This window comes from Streptomyces sp. NBC_01707, assembly GCF_041438805.1.
Taxonomy (GTDB): Bacteria; Actinomycetota; Actinomycetes; order Streptomycetales; family Streptomycetaceae; genus Streptomyces.
In genome coordinates this window covers 2532378-2549469 of sequence record NZ_CP109190.1, presented here as the reverse complement: position 1 = coordinate 2549469, position 17092 = coordinate 2532378, and the positions used below count along the sequence as shown (strand labels likewise).

The window sequence follows — 17092 nt, the reverse complement described above, 5'->3', positions numbered from 1 at the left end:
ATGACGGCGACAGCGCACTTCACCGGCGACGCCGATCCGTACGGCGGCGGCGACCCGTACGCCGACTACCGCACCGCCGAATTCCCCTTCACCCACCTCGTCGACCTCGCAGACCGGCGGCTCGGCGCGGGGGTGATCGCCGCCAACGACGAGTTCTTCGCCGAGCGCGAGAACCTGCTGAAGCCCGGGCCCGCCGAATTCGACCCGGAGCACTTCGGGCACAAGGGCAAGATCATGGACGGCTGGGAGACGCGCCGCCGCCGAGGCGTCGGCGCCGCGCAGCCGCACCCCACGGACGAGGACCACGACTGGGCGCTGGTGCGGCTCGGCGCGCCCGGCGTCGTACGCGGCATCGTCGTCGACACCGCCCACTTCCGCGGCAACTACCCGCAGGCCGTCTCCGTCGAGGCGGCCTCCGTGGCCGGCTCCCCGTCCCCCGAGGAGCTCCTCGCGCCGGACGTGAAGTGGACAACGCTCGTACCCCGTACGGCCGTCGGGGGCCATGCGGCCAACGGGTTCGCGATCGACGTCGAACAGCGCGTCACCCATCTGCGGGTCAACCAGCACCCCGACGGAGGGATCGCCCGTCTCCGGGTCCACGGAGAGGTCGTCCCGGACCCCGCCTGGCTGGCCGCCCTGTCCACCTTCGACCTGGCGGCGCTGGAGAACGGCGGTCAGGTCGAGGACGCCTCCGACCGCTTCTACTCACCGGCCACCAACACGATCCAGCCCGGCCGCTCCCGGCAGATGGACGACGGCTGGGAGACCCGCCGCCGGCGCGACAAGGGCAACGACTGGATCCGCTACCGGCTCCCCGAGCAGTCGGAGATCCGGGCCGTCGAGATCGACACCGCGTACCTCAAGGGCAACTCGGCCGGGTGGGCGCGCCTTTCGGTACGGGACGGAGGGAGCGGAGGCAGCGACGGCGGCGAGTGGACCGAGATCCTGCCGCGGACCCGGTTGCAGCCCGACACGAACCACCGCTTCGTCCTGCCGGAGGCCGTGCGGGCCACCCATGTCCGGATCGACATCTTCCCGGACGGCGGCATCTCGCGGCTGCGGCTGTTCGGCTCACTCACGCCGGACGGCGCGACGCGACTGGCCGCACGCCACCGCGAGCTGGGCGGCTGACGAGGACGGGTGGACTCCGGCTCCATCCGGGTGCGCCCGGTGCGTCCGGATCCAGGGCTTGTGGGACGCTGGACGGATCGCATGTCCCGAGCAGGAGTCGATTCGCCATGATCTTCATCGCCGTCAAGTTCACCGTCCGCAGCGCCGAGCGCGACAACTGGCTTCCGGCCGTCGAGGCCTTCACCCTCGCCACTCGCCAGGAACCGGGCAATCTGTTCTTCGAGTGGTCGTACAGCGTCGAGAATCCGGACCAGTTCGTGCTCCTGGAGGCCTTCGCGTCACCGGAGGCGGGCGAGGCACATGTGAAGTCCGAGCACTTCGCGGCGGCGATGGAAGGCATGGCGGACCTCGTCGCCCGGACCCCGGAAATCATCAACGTCGATGTCCCGGGCGACGGTTGGTCCCTGATGGCGGAGCTCACGCCGCGCGGTGAGTGACCCGGGAACGGTGAGCTCAGGCCGGTGAGCCGGGAAGGACGAGATCCCACGGGCGAACCCCGTCCGGTGAGCCGGAAAGGGTGAGATCCCACGGGTGGCCCCGGCCGGTGAGTCACCGCCGGTCAGAACTCCTCGTGGGACTCCGGGTCGCCGCCGAACCGCCGCCGCGGGCCCGCGGAGATCCGGGCCAGTTCGTCCGCCGTCAGGTCGAAGCCGAACAGATCCAGATTCTCGCGCTGCCGCCCCGGATCGGCGGATTTCGGGATGGGCACCGCACCGAGCTGGGTGTGCCAGCGAAGCACGGCCTGACCGGGTGTCACACCGTGCGCCTCGGCGACGGCGACGATCTCCGGGTCCGCCAGCAGCCGGTGGCCGCGGCCCAGCGGGCTCCAGCTCTCGGTGACGATGCCCTTCGCCTCGTGCACGGCCCGCAGCTCCTCCTGCGGGAAGCGCGGATGCATCTCGATCTGGTTCACAGCGGGCAGCACCCCGGTCTCCTGCTCCAGCCGCTCGACATGGGCCGCGGTGAAGTTGGAGACACCGATCGACCGCACCAGACCGTCCTTGCGGAGCTGGATCATGGCCTTCCAGGTGTCGACGTACAGATCGACCCGGGGCAGCGGCCAGTGGATGAGATACAGGTCCACGTAGTCGAGCCCGAGATTGCGCCGGGACTCCTCGAACGACGCCAGCGTCTTCTCGTAACCGTGGTGCCGGCCCGGCACCTTGGTGGTGACGAAGACGTCCTCGCGCGGCACGCCGCTGCGGGCGATCCCGCGGCCGGTTCCCGTCTCGTTGCGGTAGTTGAGTGCGGTGTCGACGAGCCGGTATCCGAGGCCCAATGCCCCCGCGACGGCCTGCTCGGCCGCGTCGTCGTCCATCGGCCAGGTGCCGAGCCCGACGGAGGGAACGGTACGGCCGTCGTTGAGGGTGCGAGCCGGGGTCTCGATCATGATCTCCCTTTACGTTCGGAAACCTTCCTGGCCAGCGTAGGACGGACAGCGGTGGTCCACCCGTCCGGACGGCCACGGCGGGGATCGGTGACCTCGAGCGCTGAGACGGGTGTTCCCGCAGCCGTGGGCCGCCCGGTACCGTGATCGTTCCGCGTGTGAGCCGGTGAGGTCTCCACATCGTTTCCCGCTGTGGAGAATCAGGAGAACCAGGTGTCCGCTGTCGCCCTGCCCGCCCTCGCACCACCGCGCCGGGCCTGGCTCACCGATCTGCCCGTGCTGCTCGTCGCGGTCGTCTGGGGCGCCAGCTATCTCGCGGCCAAGGGCATCACCACGACGTCCACCGTGGTCGCGGTCCTCGTCCTGCGCTTCGTCATCGTGCTGCCCGTGCTGACCGTCGCCGGGTGGCGCAGGCTGCGGGCGCTCAGCGCGGCGCAGTGGCGCGGCGCGGGCCTGCTGGGGCTGGTCCTCAGCGGGATCTTCCTGGTGGAGACGTACGGCGTCGTGCACACCTCGGCGACCAACGCCGGGCTCATCATCAGTCTGACGATGATCTTCACACCGCTCGCCGAGGCCGCGGTGACCAGGGTCCGGCCGCCCAGAGCGTTCCTCGCCGCCGCCGCACTGTCCGTCGCCGGTGTCGTGCTGCTGACCCAGGGCGGCGGTTTCACCAGTCCGTCGGTGGGCGATCTGCTGATGCTGGTGGCGGCCCTCGCCCGCACCCTGCATGTGCTGATGATGGCCCGCATCAAGTCCGTCCAGGCGGCGGACTCGCTGTCGTTGACCACCGTGCAGCTCGGCAGCGCGGTCGCCGTCTTCGCCGTGCTCGCCGCCGTTCCCGGCACAGGGGAATCGCCCTGGACGGTGGCTGCGGGGTTCGGCGTCCGGGAGTGGGGCGGGCTGCTGTTCCTCTCCGTCTTCTGCACGCTGTTCGCCTTCTTCGTACAGATGTGGTCGGTACGCCGCACCTCACCGTCCCGGGTCAGTCTGCTGCTCGGTACGGAACCGTTGTGGGCGGCGGCCGCGGGCATCGCGATCGGCGGCGAACGGCTCTCCGCCCTCGGCGTACTGGGCGCGGTGCTCGTCCTTGCCGGAACCGGCTGGGGCCGCCGCGCGGCAACCCCCGCTGCTCCTTGAACCGGCTAGTCCTTGAGCCGGTCCGCCGCCACCATGACGGCGGCGCCCGTCATCACCAGCACGATGTTGACGAACATCGCGTACCCACCCAGGAACTCCAGTCTCCGCACCACCGTCCAGAGCCGGAACCACCCCGTCCATTCATGGAGCAGCCCGGCGACGCCCTGGATGAAGACGATGAAACCGATCGACTCGCAGAGTTTCTTCATCCCGTGAGCCTCGCGCGTACGGTCCCACCACCGCGTCGGCCGCCGGTCTGCCCCGTTGCGACTTAAGTATCCGGTCCGGCGCTACCGAAGTCTCCGGTCCCGCGACTTCGGTGGCCGCCCGCTCCCGTACGGCCGGTACCTGCCCGCCATCTGAGTAGTTTTGTCGATATGACGCGCACGGAGTACCCCTGGCTGCTGCCCTCGGCGATGGCCGATCCCGAGCTGCCCGGTGACCTGGGCCGCAGGGCACGCCGCACGGTACGGGACTGGGTCGTCGACGTCACGGCCTTCCTCTGCGCGGCGGCGATCGGCGTGGCCGCGGCCGGTGCCATCGACGCCGACCACACCACCCCCGACGGCGTCGTCTTCACCGACTCGCTGATCGGCGCCGCGGCCTGCTGCGCCCTGTGGACACGGCGGCGGTGGCCGGTCGGCCTGGCTGTGACCCTCACACTGGTCTCCGTCGTCGAACCGGTCGCCGCCGGGGCCCTGCTCGTGGCGCTGTTCAGCGTCGCGGTGCACCGGCCGTTCAGACCGGTGGCCGCCGTCGGCGTGCTCGCCCTGGCCGTCGCGCCCGTGCAGCCGTATCTACGCCCCGACCCGGCGACCTCGTTCCTCGCGTCCACCGTCGTCGGCGTGCTGCTGGTCCTGCTGGTGCTGAGCTGGGGCATGGTCGTACGGTCCAGACGCCAGCTCGTCGTCACGCTGCGCGAGCGCGCCCGCCGGGCCGAGGCGGAGGCGGGGCTCCGTGCCGAGCAGGCCCAGCGGCTGGCGCGCGAGGCCATCGCGCGCGAGATGCATGATGTGCTCGCCCACCGGCTGACCCTCCTCAGCGTCCACGCAGGCGCCCTCGAATTCCGCCCCGACGCGCCACCGGCCGAGGTCGCCCGGGCCGCAGGGGTCATCCGGGACAGCGCACACGAGGCGCTCCAGGACCTCCGCGAGATCATCGGAGTCCTCCGGAGCCCCGGCGACGGCGACAACGGGGACGGCAACCGGCCGCAGCCCACCCTCGCGACGCTGGACGCACTGATCGCCGAATCCCGGCTGGCGGGAATGAAGGTCACCCTCGACAACCACGTCACCGACCCGGCCACCGCCCCCGGCGCCACCGGACGCACCGTGTACCGCATCGCCCAGGAGGGCTTGACCAACGCCCGTAAGCACACCCCCGGCACCGGGGTCACCATCACCCTCACCGGCGGACCGGGCGACGGACTCACCATCGAGGTACGCAACCCGGCACCTGTCGAACCGTTCGAGCGGGTCCCCGGCTCCGGCCAGGGGCTCATCGGCCTGACCGAGCGCGCCACCCTCGCGGGCGGCCGCCTCCACCACGGCCCGGAACCCGACGGCGGTTTCGTCGTCCGGGCCTGGCTACCGTGGTCCGCATGACCACCCCCAGGGATCCCGCGGCGCCCCCCGTCCGGCTGCTCATCGTCGACGACGACCCGCTCGTACGGGCCGGGTTGACGTTCATGCTCGGCGGCGTCGACGACATCACCGTCGTGGGGGAGGGTGCGGACGGCTCCGAGGTCGCGGATCTCGTCGACCGGCACCGCCCCGATGTGGTGCTGATGGACATCAGGATGCCGACCATGGACGGGCTGACCGCGACCGAAGCGCTGCGCAGCAGACCCGACGCGCCCGAGGTCGTCGTTCTCACCACCTTCCACGCCGACGAGCAGGTGCTGCAGGCCATCCGCGCCGGAGCGGCAGGTTTCGTCCTGAAGGACACCCCTCCCGCGCAGATCGTCGACTCGGTGCGCCGGGTCGCGGCCGGTGACCCCGTGCTGTCGCCCGCCGTCACCCGGCAGCTCATGACTCGTGCCGCGGGCGGCGCCGACGGCCGGCCGGCCCGGGCCGAACGGGCCCGGCAGCGGATCGCCTCCCTCGCCGAGCGGGAGCGCGAGGTCGCGGTCGCCGTCGGACGCGGCCGGTCCAACGCGGAGATCGCCGCGACCCTGTACCTGAGCGTCGCCACCGTCAAGGCCCATGTGTCGCGCATCCTCGCGAGGTTCGGCTTCAACAACCGCGTCCAGATCGCGCTGTTGGTGCACGACGCGGGTCTGCTCGACGAGGAGGGCGACTCCACCGGCGACGTACGCTGAGGGGGTCGATCCGAGCAGGTCGACCGAACCGGCCGGGAGGGGGCGGACCGTGTCCGCAGTGGACGTCGATCTTCGCGGGATCCAGGACTTCACCGCGAATCCGTATCCGTACTACGCGAAGATGCGCGCCGAGGGACCGGTGCACACCATCCGTACCGACGATTTCGAGCGGGTCTGGCTGATCGTCGGTTACGAGGAGGGCCGCGCGGCCCTCGCCGACCAGCGGCTCGGCAAGGACTGGCGGACGACGCAGTACGCGACGGGCGCAGGCGATCCGATCAACGCCAACATGCTGGAGATGGACGCCCCCCACCACACCCGGCTGCGCAAGCTCGTCGCCCGCGAGTTCACCGCTCGCAGGATCGAGTCGCTGCGCCCGCGCGTCCAGCAGATCACCGATGAACTGCTCGACGCGATGGTGCCCGCCGGGCACGGCGACCTCGTCGACGCACTCGCCTTCCCGCTGCCCATGACGGTCATCTGTGAGCTGATCGGTGTGCCGGACCTGGACCGCAACGAGTTCCGCCGGCTGTCGAACGGCATCGTCGCCCCGAAGACGGCGCAGGAGGAGGGCGAGGCGGTCCGCTCGATGGGCGCCTATCTGGTCGAGCTCATCGAGGACAAGCGGTGCTCGCCCGGCGACGACCTGCTGAGTGCGCTGATCCGGGCGCGTGACGAGGAGGGCGACGGGCTGTCGTCCGACGAACTCGTCGGGATGGCCTTCCTGCTGCTCGTCGCCGGTCATGAGACCACGGTCAACCTGATCTCCAACGGGGTACGCGCACTGCTGACCCACCCCGATCAACTCGCGGCACTGCGAGCCGACTTCGGCTTGATCGACGGCGCGGTCGAGGAGATGCTCCGGTACGACGGGCCGGTGGAGACCGCCACCTTTCGCTTCACCCGTGAACCGGTCGGGATCGGCTCCCGGGTCATTCCGGCCGGCGAAGCGGTGCTGATCGCCCTGGCCGGAGCCGACCGCGACCCCGCCCGCTACCCGGAACCGGACCGCTTCGACATCCGCCGCGACACCCAGGGGCATCTGGCGTTCGGACACGGGATCCACTTCTGCATGGGCGCGCCGCTGGCCCGTATGGAGGGCCGGATCGCGATCCGCGCGCTGCTGGAGCGGTGCCCGGATCTCGAACTCGCTCCGGAGACCGGGGAACTCGACTGGCTGCCGGGAATGCTGATCCGGGGGGTGCGACGGTTGCCGGTGCGCTGGTGAGGTAGGAAGGCGTGTCATGACCGGACTTGATTTGCAGATGGCACAGAAGGTCCTCGACAGCCAGCCTTTCAGCCGGCTCGTCGGGGCGCGGATCACCGCTTTCGGGGACGGTTCGGCCACCCTCGAAGTGGACATCCGTCCGGAACTCCAGCAGCAGAACGGATTCGTGCACGGCGGGGTGCTCTCCTACGCTGCCGACAACTCGATCACGTTCGCCGCCGGGACGACCCTCGGAGCGGCCGTACTCACCGGCGGCTTCTCGATCCAGTACATCCGGCCCGCCACCGGCCGCACCCTGATCGCCCGCTCCGTCGTCGTCCACACCGGCCGCCGTCAGGCCGTCGTCCGCTGTGATCTGTTCGCCGCCGCGGACGACGGCACGGAAACCCTGTGCGCGGTAGCCCAGGGGACCGTGCTCCCCGCCCGGAACTGAAGGGGCCATGCCGCCTCAGTCGGCCGGGATCTCCGCCACCGCCACCGGCCGGTGTTCGCGCCGGGACAGTTCGCACGCCTCGGCGATCCGCAGCGCGTGCAGAGCTTCCCGGCCGTCGCACGGGTTGGCCTGCTCTCCCCGCACCACCCGTACGAACGCGTCCAGTTCCGCCTCGTACGCCGGGGCGAACCGCTCCAGGAACCCCGGCCAGGGCTTGGCCGGAGCGGCGGGGCCCTGTGGCTCCACCGATGTCAGCGGAGTGCGCTCGTCGAGACCGACCGCGATCTGGCCGAGTTCGCCCGCCAGTTCCATCCGTACGTCGTACCCGGCACCGTTGCACCGGGTCGCCGTTGCCGTCGCCAGTGTGGCGTCGTCGAGGGTCAGCAGGGCAGCCGCCGTGTCGACATCGCCCGCCGCGCGGAACATCGCGGGACCGGCATCCGATCCGGTGGCGTACACCTCCACCACCTCACGGCCCGTCACCCACCGCAGGATGTCGAAGTCATGGACCAGACAGTCCCGGAACAGACCGCCGGAGTGCGGCAGATACGCGGCGGGCGGCGGCGCCGGATCGGACGTCACGGCCCGCAGGGTGTGCAGCCTGCCCAGCGCACCGCCCCGCACGGCGGTGCGCGCCGCGGCGTACCCGGCGTCGAACCGCCGCATGAAGCCCAGCTGAAGCACGCTCCCGGCCCGCTCGACCTCGCGCAGCGCGCTGAGCGTCCCCGCGGGGTCCAGCGCGATCGGCTTCTCGCAGAACGCGGGCAGCCCCGCGCGCGCGGCCGTCGCGATCAGCTCCGCGTGCGCCGACGTGGCCGAGGCGATCACGACGGCGTCCACGCCCGCGCGCAGTACTTCGGCCACGGAACCGGCGACTGCGGCGCCCGTCCGGGCGGCGACCGCGGCCGCCCTCGCCCCGTCGGTGTCCGTCACCACCAGCGTGTCCACCGCGGGGTGGCGGGCCAGCACACCCGCGTGGAAGGAACCGATCCGGCCGGTGCCGATGAGTCCGATACGCATGGACCCAACGTGCCGCCCACCGGCTGCGCTGTCAACTATATGTCCTGACAAACGAGAGCGTGTTCGGGTGTCGACCCGAGAGGGTATGGGCTTCCGGCCGACCCGTCGTCGAACGGCCGGTCCTCCGGTGATGTGGGCCTGCCCGTGAGAGCTGTCGGCCCGTCATATCACCTTGGGTGTCCCGGGTCCGGAAGGGGGGCGGCGGCGACTTGCTCCCATTCGCCCCGCCCTGCCCCGTGAAGCTCGTAACGATCTTCAAGAAACTCTGGTTTTGCGTGCACGGGCCACATAATCTCCCGTTGCCGTCGGCAGTCGACGGAGGATTCTGTGACCCCTGGGGGGGCTGCATGGCCATGCACGAGTACGAAATCGATCGCCGCACGTTGTTCAGATTCGGCCTGGGGGGAGCGGTCGTCGCGGTCGTCGGCACCGAACTGGCGCTCCCCGCGGCGGCCCAGGCAGCGCCTTCGGCGGAATTCCCCTGGATCATCGACTGTGACAGCTGGGGCGCCAGGCCGCCGGCCAGTCCCGTGCAGATCACCGGCAACACCACCAACAAGATCATCCTGCACCACATGGCGTTCCCGAACGTCACCGACTACTCGCGCGAGCACGCCGTCCAACTGGCCAAGGACTGCCAGGACCTGCACATGGACACCAACGGCTGGGCGGACACCGGCCAGCACTTCACGGTGAGCCGGGGCGGCTACGTCCTGGAGGGGCGGCACCGGAGTCTGGAGACCCTGGAAGCCGGGGAACACCAGGTGACCGCCGCCCACTGTCCCGGCGAGAACGGCAACGCGATCGGCATCGAGAACGAGGGCACCTACATCACGGAGACCCCGCCCGAGGCCCTCCTCGACGCGTTGGTCGACCTGTGCATCGTCGTGTGCCGCAAGTTCGACCTGAACGCCTGGGATATCTTCGGCCACTGGGACTTCCGCGAGACCGACTGCCCGGGCATCGCCTTCTACGCACAGTTCCCGATGGTCCGCACGCGCGTCCTGAAGGCGCTGGGCACGCCGGCCGGTGCGATACCGGAGCGCCGCTGGCCGGACATCTGGCGGTTCGTCGGCGGCCCCGTCGTCAAGGTGGCGCAGTACCTGCTCGCCGACCTCGGATACGGACTGGCCGCCGACGGCGTCTTCGGCCAGGACACGATCTCGGTCGTGAACGACTTCCAGGCGAGGAACGGCCTGCCGGTCGACCCGGACTGCACGTTCGACCTTGCCACCTGGGAGGCGCTCGTCCCCACCCTCGACAAGCACGCCACCGGCCTGCCCGTCGTCGCGCTTCAGGAGATGCTGGTCCGCAAGGGATACACGGATGCGGTGCCGACGGGCACGTACGACCACGAGACCATGAAGGCCGTCCAGGACCTGCAGCGGCTCCATGGGCTCACTCCCAACGGCAAGGTCGGGACGAGCACATGGTGCGCTGTCGTCGGCGGCTCGGTACGGCAGGCGTTCCGGGCCTGAACCCGTCCGCGGCCGACCGGGAGTTGCGCGAAGGCCTGCGGGCCTTCGCTTCCCGGCCGGCCGTGGCAGGCCCGGCGCCCCGGCGGGTGGTCAGCCCGGTTGGCTGTTGTCCTTCAGGGTGCCCCAGCCGTGCCAGCGTTCGATCTCGATCCAGGCGCTCACCCGGTCGCGGTCCCGCATGGGGTAGTCGTTGCCCATGTACTGACGGGCCAGCCTGTCGATGTCGGCGAGGCCCTCGTCCGGACGCGTCTCGGAGACGCGGCCGATGATGCTGATGTGCGTGTACCAGCCCACCTCGTCCAGCACGGTGAGACTGACGCGCGGGTCCCGGCGGATGTGCTCCAGCCGCTTGCGGCCCTCGTCCATGTTCACCAGCACCCTGCCGTCGTCCCAGAGATACCAGGTCGGGGTGGACACCGGCTGGCCGTCCGGGCGGAGCGTGGTGATGACGGCCGGGTTCGCCTTCTTCAGCATGGCTACGGCTTCGTCCGGCAACGGTGGCTTGGACATCTGCTCTCCCTCACATCGACCCGTCGTACGGCACCGGTGGCGCGCCCTGGGCACCTCATCCGCAGACTACGATCACCCCGCCCAGGTCGCCCGCCGACCCGCCCGCGATCGGGTGTCCCAGGTCGTGTCGCATCTCCTGAGTGGAATTGTCAGGACAACCGGACGACGGGACGACCTGACTACCGGTGGTCCTGACATGAGGGCTACGCTCCTGCCGTGCCCAAACCCGTCGCCGACCCCGCCGCCCTCGAACTCGGTGTGGACCGCAGCAGCCCGGTCCCGCTCTACTACCAGCTCTCGCAGCAGTTGGAGGCGGCCATCGAACAGGGCCGCCTCGCCCCCGGCAGTCTCCTCGGCAACGAGATCGAGCTCGCGGCCCGGCTCGGCCTGTCCCGGCCCACCGTCCGCCAGGCCATCCAGTCGCTCGTCGACAAAGGCCTGATGGTGCGACGCCGCGGGGTGGGCACCCAGGTCGTCCACAGCCAGGTCAAGCGGCCCCTCGAACTGAGCAGCCTGTACGACGATCTGGAGGCGGCCGGTCAGCGCCCCGCCACCCGCGTCCTGTGCAACCGGATCGAGCCCGCCACTGCCAGGGTCGCCGCCGCCCTCGGTGTCCCGGAAGGCGCCGACGTCCACCTCGTGGAGCGGCTGCGGTCCGCCCACGACGAACCGATGGCGCTGCTGCGCAACCACGTGCCGGCCGGCCTGGTCGACCTGGGCACCGAACGGCTGGAGGCCACCGGTCTCTACCGGATCATGCGGGCCGCCGGAATCACTCTGCACAGCGCGCGCCAGAACGTCGGCGCCCGCCTCGCCACGGCCGAGGAGGCCGCCCAGCTCGCCGAGCCCGAGGGCGCGCCGCTGCTGACGATGGAGCGCACCACGTACGACGACACCGGGCGGGCGGTCGAATTCGCCTCCCATGTCTACCGAGCCTCGCGCTACGCCTTCGACTTCCAGCTCCTCGTACGCTGACGAGCCTCCGGAGGCCCCGTTGACGGCGCCGACGCACCCCGCTAGAACTCCCGAAGCCGCACTCCGGCGGCCGGGAGAGAGGGCGGACCTCCATGCGTACTCCTCGCAAGGCAACAACCCTGATCGCCATATGCACCATCGGCCTCGCGCTCACCACCTTGACCGGATGCAGCAGCTCCGGCGGCAAGAGCTCGGAGGACAAGCCCGGGAGCGGCAGCGGGCAGGGCGTCAAAGGCGTCTCCACACCCCGGATGAAGGTCGCCATGGTCACGCACGCGGGGGAGGGCGACACCTTCTGGGACATCGTCCGCAGCGGTGCGAAGCAGGCCGCGGCCAAGGACAACGTCGAGTTCCTCTACTCCGCCGACAAGGAGGGCAAGGAACAGGCCCAGCTCGTCCAGGCCGCCATCGACCAGAAGGTCGACGGCATCGTCGTCACGCTCGCCAAACCGGAAGCCGTCGAAGCGGTCGTCGCCAAGGCGGTGAAGGCCGGCATACCCGTCGTCACGATCAATTCGGGCGCGCAGTTCTCCGCGGAGGTCGGCGCGCTCGGCCACATCGGCCAGGACGAGAAGGTCGCCGGCGAGGCCGTCGGCGAGGAACTGAACAAGCGCGGCCGCAAGAAGGCCGTCTGCGTCATCCACGAACAGGGCAACGTGTCGCTCGAGGAGCGGTGCGCCGGGGTGAAGAAGACCTTCAAGGGCGCGGTGGAGAACCTCAACGTCGAGGGCACCAACATGCCCGCCTCCACCTCCTCCATCGAGGCGAAGCTCCAGGCCGATCAGGACATCGACACGATCGTCACCCTCGGCGCGCCGTTCGCCGCCGCCTCCGTCAAGGCCAAGGAGGGCTCCGGCTCCAAGGCCGAGGTCGACACGTTCGATCTGAACGCCGAGGTCGTCAAGCGCCTCAAGGCGTCGGAGGTCGGCTTCGCGGTCGACCAGCAGCCCTACCTCCAGGGCTATCTCGCCGTCGACGAACTGTGGCTCAACAAGACGAACGGCAACGTCATCGGTGGCGGCAAGCCGGTGCTCACCGGCCCGGCGATCGTCACCGCCGACGACGTCCCTCAGCTGGAGGAGTACACCGCGCGCGGCACCCGATGACCCCCGTACGTGCCACCGCGCACAGCCCCTCGCGACGCACGCGTCCCGCCCCTGCCGGGCGGCGCCGACTCGCCCTCGGGGATACTTGGCCAGTCGGACCGGGAGGCGATACCCCCAGGCGGCACCAAGCGGTACAGCGAGCAGCACAAGAAGGGCACGGCGTCGTGGCAAGGGTTCGGACAGGGGTACGTGCGATGGGTGCCGTGCTTGCGGCGGTGCTCGGGGCCTCCCTCGTGGGATGCAGCAGCACCGGTGGCAAGCGGGCGGAGGAGCGCGCGGCCCGGGCCGCCGCCGAGGGCCGGTCCGCGGTGGACACACCCCGCTGGACCTTCGCCATGGTCACCCACTCGGGCGACGGCGACACCTTCTGGGACATCGTCCAGCGGGGCGCCGAGCAGGCGGCCGTCAAGGACAACATCAAGTTCCTGTACTCGCACAACGACGAGGCGCAGCAGCAGGCCCAGCTCGTCCAGGCCGCGATCGACCAGAAGGTCGACGGACTGATCGTCTCGCTCGCCAAGCCCGACGCGATGAAGGACGTCGTCGCCAAGGCCACCAGGGCGGGGATCCCGGTGATCACGGTGAACTCGGGCTCCGCGGAGTCCAAGGCGTTCGGCGCGCTCACCCACATCGGCCAGGACGAGTCCATCGCCGGCGAGTCCGTCGGCGAGGAGCTCAACGCGCGGGGCCGGAAGAAGGCCCTGTGCATCCTGCACGAGCAGGGCAACGTCGGCCACGAGCAGCGCTGCGCCGGGGCGAAGAAGGCGTTCGACGGGCAGATGCAGAACCTGTACGTCGAGGGCACCAACATGCCCGACGTCCAGGCGTCCATCGAAGCGAAGCTCCAGGCCGACAAGAGCATCGACGCGGTCGTCACGCTCGGCGCGCCGTTCGCGGACGCCGCCGTGAAGGCGAAGCGGACCGCGGGCTCCAAGGCCGAGATCGACACGTTCGACCTGAACGCGAAGGTCGCCACCGCCCTGCAGGACAAGACCCTGGGCTTCGCCGTCGACCAGCAGCCGTACCTCCAGGGGTACGAGGCCGTCGACCTGCTCTGGCTCTACCGCTACAACCGCAATGTGCTCGGTGGCGGGCGCCCCGTCCTCACCGGCCCGCAGATCATCACCTCGAAGGACGCCGCCGAACTGGCGGAGTACACGAAGCGGGGGACCCGATGACCACGACGGCACAACCACCGGCCCCGGCGGCCGGGTCCGATGAACGGCTGCTGCACACCTCGGCGCTGCGCAGGCTGCTCGGCCGCCCGGAACTCGGTTCGGTCGTGGGCGCCGCGGCCGTCTTCATCTTCTTCTCGATCGTCGCCGACAGCTTCCTGCGCGCATCCAGCTTCGGCACGGTGCTGTACGCGGCCTCCACCATCGGGATCATGGCGGCGCCGGTGGCGCTGCTGATGATCGGCGGTGAGTTCGACCTGTCGGCCGGTGTCCTGGTCACCAGCTCCGCGCTGGTCTCGTCGATGTTCAGCTACCAGATGACGGCCAATGTCTGGGTCGGCGTCTTCGTGTCGCTGCTGGTGACGCTGGCCGTCGGCGCGTTCAACGGGTTCATGCTGACCCGTACCAAACTGCCGAGCTTCATCATCACGCTCGGTACGTTCCTGATGCTGACCGGTCTCAATCTCGGCTTCACCAAGCTGATCAGCGGAACCGTGTCGACCAAGTCCATCGCCGACATGGAGGGCTTCGACTCGGCCCGAAAGGTCTTCGCCTCGCAGTGGACCGTCGGCGGGGTCGAGCTCAAGGTCACCATTCTCTGGTGGGCGGTGCTCGTCGCGATCGCCACCTGGATCCTGCTCCGTACCCGCTTCGGCAACTGGATCTTCGCGGTCGGCGGCGAGGCCGACGCGGCCCGCGCCGTCGGTGTCCCGGTGATCCGCACCAAGGTCGGGCTCTACCTCGGCGTCGCCTTCGCCGCCTGGGTCTCCGGCCAGCACCTGCTGTTCTCGTTCGACGTCGTGCAGTCCGGCGAGGGCGTCGGCAACGAGCTGACGTACATCATCGCGGCCGTCATCGGCGGCTGCCTGATCACCGGCGGCTACGGCTCCGCGATCGGCTCGGCGATCGGCGCCTTCATCTTCGGCATGACCAGCAAGGGCATCGTGTACGCGGAGTGGAACCCGGACTGGTTCAAGTTCTTCCTCGGAGCCATGCTGCTCCTGGCCACCCTGCTCAACGCATGGGTACGCAAGCGCGCGGAGGCGACGAAATGACGACCGCGGCCCCCCGGGCGCTCATCGAGCTCGACCACGTCAGCAAGTTCTACGGGAACATCAAGGCGCTCCAGGACGTCTCGCTGGAGGTCCACGCGGGCGAGATCTCCTGCGTCCTCGGCGACAACGGCGCCGGCAAGTCCACCCTCATCAAGATCATCGCAGGGCTGCACCGGCACGATGAAGGCCGGTTCCTCGTCGACGGCGAGGAGACCGCTCTGGCCAACCCGCGCGAAGCCCTGGACCGGGGCATCGCCACGGTGTACCAGGACCTGGCCGTCGTTCCGCTGATGCCTGTCTGGCGAAACTTCTTCCTCGGCTCCGAGCCGACGACGGGCGTCGGACCGTTCAAGCGGCTCGACGTCCGGATGATGCGCGAGACGACCCGCTCCGAGCTGCTGCGCATGGGCATCGACCTGCGCGACGTCGACCAGCCGATCGGCACCCTGTCCGGCGGCGAGCGTCAGTGCGTCGCCATCGCGCGGGCCGTCTACTTCGGCGCCAAGGTCCTCGTCCTGGACGAGCCCACCGCCGCACTCGGCGTCAAGCAGTCCGGGGTCGTGCTGAAGTACGTGGCGGCCGCCCGGGACGCCGGGCTCGGCGTGGTTCTCATCACGCACAACCCGCACCACGCCTATCTGGTCGGCGACCGGTTCGTGCTGCTCAAGCGGGGCGCCATGTCCGGCAGCCACACCAAGGACTCCATCACCCTGGACGAGCTGACCCGCCAGATGGCCGGTGGCAGCGAGCTCGAGGAGCTCAGCCACGAGCTCGAGCGGGCCCCCTCGCCGACCCATCTGGGCGGCCATCCGGTCACCGACGACACCCCGTAGGAGAGGGCGCGGGCGGGGGGCCGTGGACCCCGACCGCCCGCCCCGACGCTCCGGCAGTGGCAGAATCGAGCCCGACGGGCGCCGTCCGCCGCCGGGAGCTGTCACCACACCCGGTCCCCCCAGACAACGCAGGGACGATGAGCACGTACCGCGACTTCACACACCGCGGCTCCGCCCGCGCCACCGTCCTGCGGACCGTCGGCACCCGCGAGCGGCGCTCGCACCTCACGGCGCCCCGGGTACCCACCGTCGGCATCGACATCGGGGGTACGAAGGTGATGGCCGGCGTCGTCGACGCCGACGGGAACATCCTGGAGCAGCTGCGCACCGAGACGCCGGACAAGTCCAAGAGCCCCAAGGTCGTCGAGGACACCATCGTCGAGCTGGTCCTCGACCTCTCCGACCGGCACGACGTGCACGCCGTCGGTATCGGCGCGGCGGGCTGGGTCGACGCCGACCGCTCCAAGGTGCTGTTCGCCCCGCACCTCGCCTGGCGCGACGAACCGCTCCGCGACGCCCTCGCCTCCCGCCTGGTCGTCCCCGTCATGGTGGACAACGACGCGAACACCGCGGCGTGGGCGGAGTGGCGGTTCGGCGCGGGCCGCGGCGAGGACCATCTCGTCATGATCACGCTCGGTACCGGCATCGGCGGCGCGATTCTGGAGGACGGTCAGGTCAAGCGCGGCAAGTACGGGGTCGCCGGTGAGTTCGGCCACATGCAGGTGGTGCCCGGCGGGCACCGCTGTCCGTGCGGCAACCGCGGCTGCTGGGAGCAGTACAGCTCCGGCAACGCCCTCGTCCGTGAGGCCAGGGAGCTGGCCGCCGCCGACTCGCCGGTGGCCCACGGCATCATCGAGCGGGTCAAGGGGAACATCCCCGAAATCACCGGGCCGCTCATCACCGAACTGGCCCGCGAGGGCGATGCGATGTGCATCGAGCTCCTCCAGGACATCGGCCAGTGGCTCGGTGTCGGCATCGCCAATCTGGCCGCCGCGCTCGACCCCTCCTGCTTCGTCATCGGAGGCGGTGTCAGCGCCGCCGACGACCTGCTCATCGGTCCCGCCAGGGACGCCTTCAAGCGTCACCTCACCGGTCGGGGCTACCGCCCCGAGGCCCGGATCGCGAAGGCGGAGCTCGGCCCGGAGGCAGGTATGGTCGGCGCCGCGGACCTGGCCCGGCTGGTCGCCCGCCGGTTCCGCCGCACCAATCGCCGTCGTGTCGAGCGGTACGAGCGGTACGCGCAGATCTACGACCAGGCCGCGAGCACCATCCGGTCCACCCGCAACACCCGCACCTCCTAGGGG

Annotated in this window: 18 protein-coding genes; 14 read left to right on the top strand and 4 right to left on the bottom strand. The window is 70.3% G+C overall.

Annotation, left to right across the window (positions count from 1 at the left end):
• Positions 1–1131: an allantoicase gene (gene alc / locus OG963_RS11465; RefSeq protein WP_093775862.1), complete on the top strand. Its 1131-nt coding sequence runs from the start codon at positions 1–3 to the stop codon at positions 1129–1131.
• Between the two features lie 107 nt (positions 1132–1238).
• Positions 1239–1568, top strand: a complete 330-nt coding sequence (locus OG963_RS11460) for a putative quinol monooxygenase (RefSeq protein ID WP_371798845.1) — start codon at positions 1239–1241, stop codon at positions 1566–1568.
• Positions 1569–1690: 122 nt separating this feature from the next.
• Here OG963_RS11460 and OG963_RS11455 read toward each other — a convergent pair whose 3' ends face one another.
• Positions 1691–2521, bottom strand: a complete 831-nt coding sequence (locus OG963_RS11455; RefSeq protein ID WP_093775864.1) for an aldo/keto reductase — start codon at positions 2519–2521, stop codon at positions 1691–1693.
• A gap of 210 nt (positions 2522–2731) precedes the next feature.
• On the opposite strand from OG963_RS11455, the gene OG963_RS11450 reads away from it, so the two are divergent.
• Positions 2732–3655: a DMT family transporter gene (locus OG963_RS11450; protein WP_319327791.1), complete on the top strand. Its 924-nt coding sequence runs from the start codon at positions 2732–2734 to the stop codon at positions 3653–3655.
• A gap of 5 nt (positions 3656–3660) precedes the next feature.
• Here OG963_RS11450 and OG963_RS11445 read toward each other — a convergent pair whose 3' ends face one another.
• Entirely contained in the window at positions 3661–3864 is a 204-nt protein-coding gene (locus tag OG963_RS11445) for a hypothetical protein (protein ID WP_030916835.1), read from the bottom strand.
• Between the two features lie 168 nt (positions 3865–4032).
• Here OG963_RS11445 and OG963_RS11440 point away from each other — a divergent pair, with 168 nt between their 5' ends.
• From OG963_RS11440 to OG963_RS11425, 4 genes are all read left to right on the top strand, one after another.
• Entirely contained in the window at positions 4033–5259 is a 1227-nt protein-coding gene (locus tag OG963_RS11440; RefSeq protein WP_371798844.1) for a sensor histidine kinase, read from the top strand.
• Complete coding sequence (locus tag OG963_RS11435; protein WP_093775868.1) at positions 5256–5975, top strand: response regulator transcription factor; 720 nt, start codon at positions 5256–5258, stop codon at positions 5973–5975. The genes OG963_RS11440 and OG963_RS11435 overlap by 4 nt, the downstream gene beginning before the upstream one ends.
• 121 nt (positions 5976–6096) lie before the next feature.
• Entirely contained in the window at positions 6097–7203 is a 1107-nt protein-coding gene (locus OG963_RS11430) for a cytochrome P450 (protein WP_093776194.1), read from the top strand.
• Positions 7204–7219: 16 nt separating this feature from the next.
• A complete protein-coding gene (locus OG963_RS11425; protein WP_093775870.1) occupies positions 7220–7636 on the top strand; it encodes a PaaI family thioesterase in 417 nt (138 codons plus the stop codon).
• 15 nt (positions 7637–7651) lie between these two features.
• On the opposite strand, the gene OG963_RS11420 is transcribed toward OG963_RS11425, so the two are convergent.
• The gene (locus tag OG963_RS11420) at positions 7652–8656 is read right to left on the bottom strand and encodes a Gfo/Idh/MocA family oxidoreductase (protein ID WP_093775872.1); all 1005 of its coding nucleotides are present in this window, start codon (positions 8654–8656) and stop codon (positions 7652–7654) included.
• A gap of 347 nt (positions 8657–9003) precedes the next feature.
• Between OG963_RS11420 and OG963_RS11415 the strand changes: the two genes are divergently transcribed.
• Positions 9004–10134, top strand: a complete 1131-nt coding sequence (locus OG963_RS11415) for an N-acetylmuramoyl-L-alanine amidase (RefSeq protein ID WP_093775874.1) — start codon at positions 9004–9006, stop codon at positions 10132–10134.
• Positions 10135–10224: 90 nt separating this feature from the next.
• Here OG963_RS11415 and OG963_RS11410 read toward each other — a convergent pair whose 3' ends face one another.
• Positions 10225–10644 carry a PPOX class F420-dependent oxidoreductase gene (locus OG963_RS11410; RefSeq protein WP_093775876.1) on the bottom strand — a complete coding sequence of 140 codons (420 nt, stop codon included), beginning with the start codon at positions 10642–10644 and terminating at the stop codon, positions 10225–10227.
• Positions 10645–10860: 216 nt separating this feature from the next.
• On the opposite strand from OG963_RS11410, the gene OG963_RS11405 reads away from it, so the two are divergent.
• From OG963_RS11405 to OG963_RS11380, 6 genes are all read left to right on the top strand, one after another.
• Complete coding sequence (locus OG963_RS11405; RefSeq protein ID WP_093775878.1) at positions 10861–11619, top strand: GntR family transcriptional regulator; 759 nt, start codon at positions 10861–10863, stop codon at positions 11617–11619.
• Positions 11620–11711: 92 nt separating this feature from the next.
• Positions 11712–12725, top strand: a complete 1014-nt coding sequence (locus OG963_RS11400; protein ID WP_093775880.1) for a sugar ABC transporter substrate-binding protein — start codon at positions 11712–11714, stop codon at positions 12723–12725.
• A gap of 194 nt (positions 12726–12919) precedes the next feature.
• Complete coding sequence (locus OG963_RS11395; protein WP_093775882.1) at positions 12920–13903, top strand: sugar ABC transporter substrate-binding protein; 984 nt, start codon at positions 12920–12922, stop codon at positions 13901–13903.
• The gene (locus tag OG963_RS11390; RefSeq protein ID WP_093775884.1) at positions 13900–14955 is read left to right on the top strand and encodes an ABC transporter permease; all 1056 of its coding nucleotides are present in this window, start codon (positions 13900–13902) and stop codon (positions 14953–14955) included. Before OG963_RS11395 ends, OG963_RS11390 begins: the two co-directional genes overlap by 4 nt.
• Positions 14922–15788: an ATP-binding cassette domain-containing protein gene (locus OG963_RS11385; protein WP_176902261.1), complete on the top strand. Its 867-nt coding sequence runs from the start codon at positions 14922–14924 to the stop codon at positions 15786–15788. The genes OG963_RS11390 and OG963_RS11385 overlap by 34 nt, the downstream gene beginning before the upstream one ends.
• 137 nt (positions 15789–15925) lie before the next feature.
• Entirely contained in the window at positions 15926–17089 is a 1164-nt protein-coding gene (locus OG963_RS11380) for an ROK family glucokinase (protein WP_030916796.1), read from the top strand.
• Positions 17090–17092 lie beyond the last annotated feature (3 nt).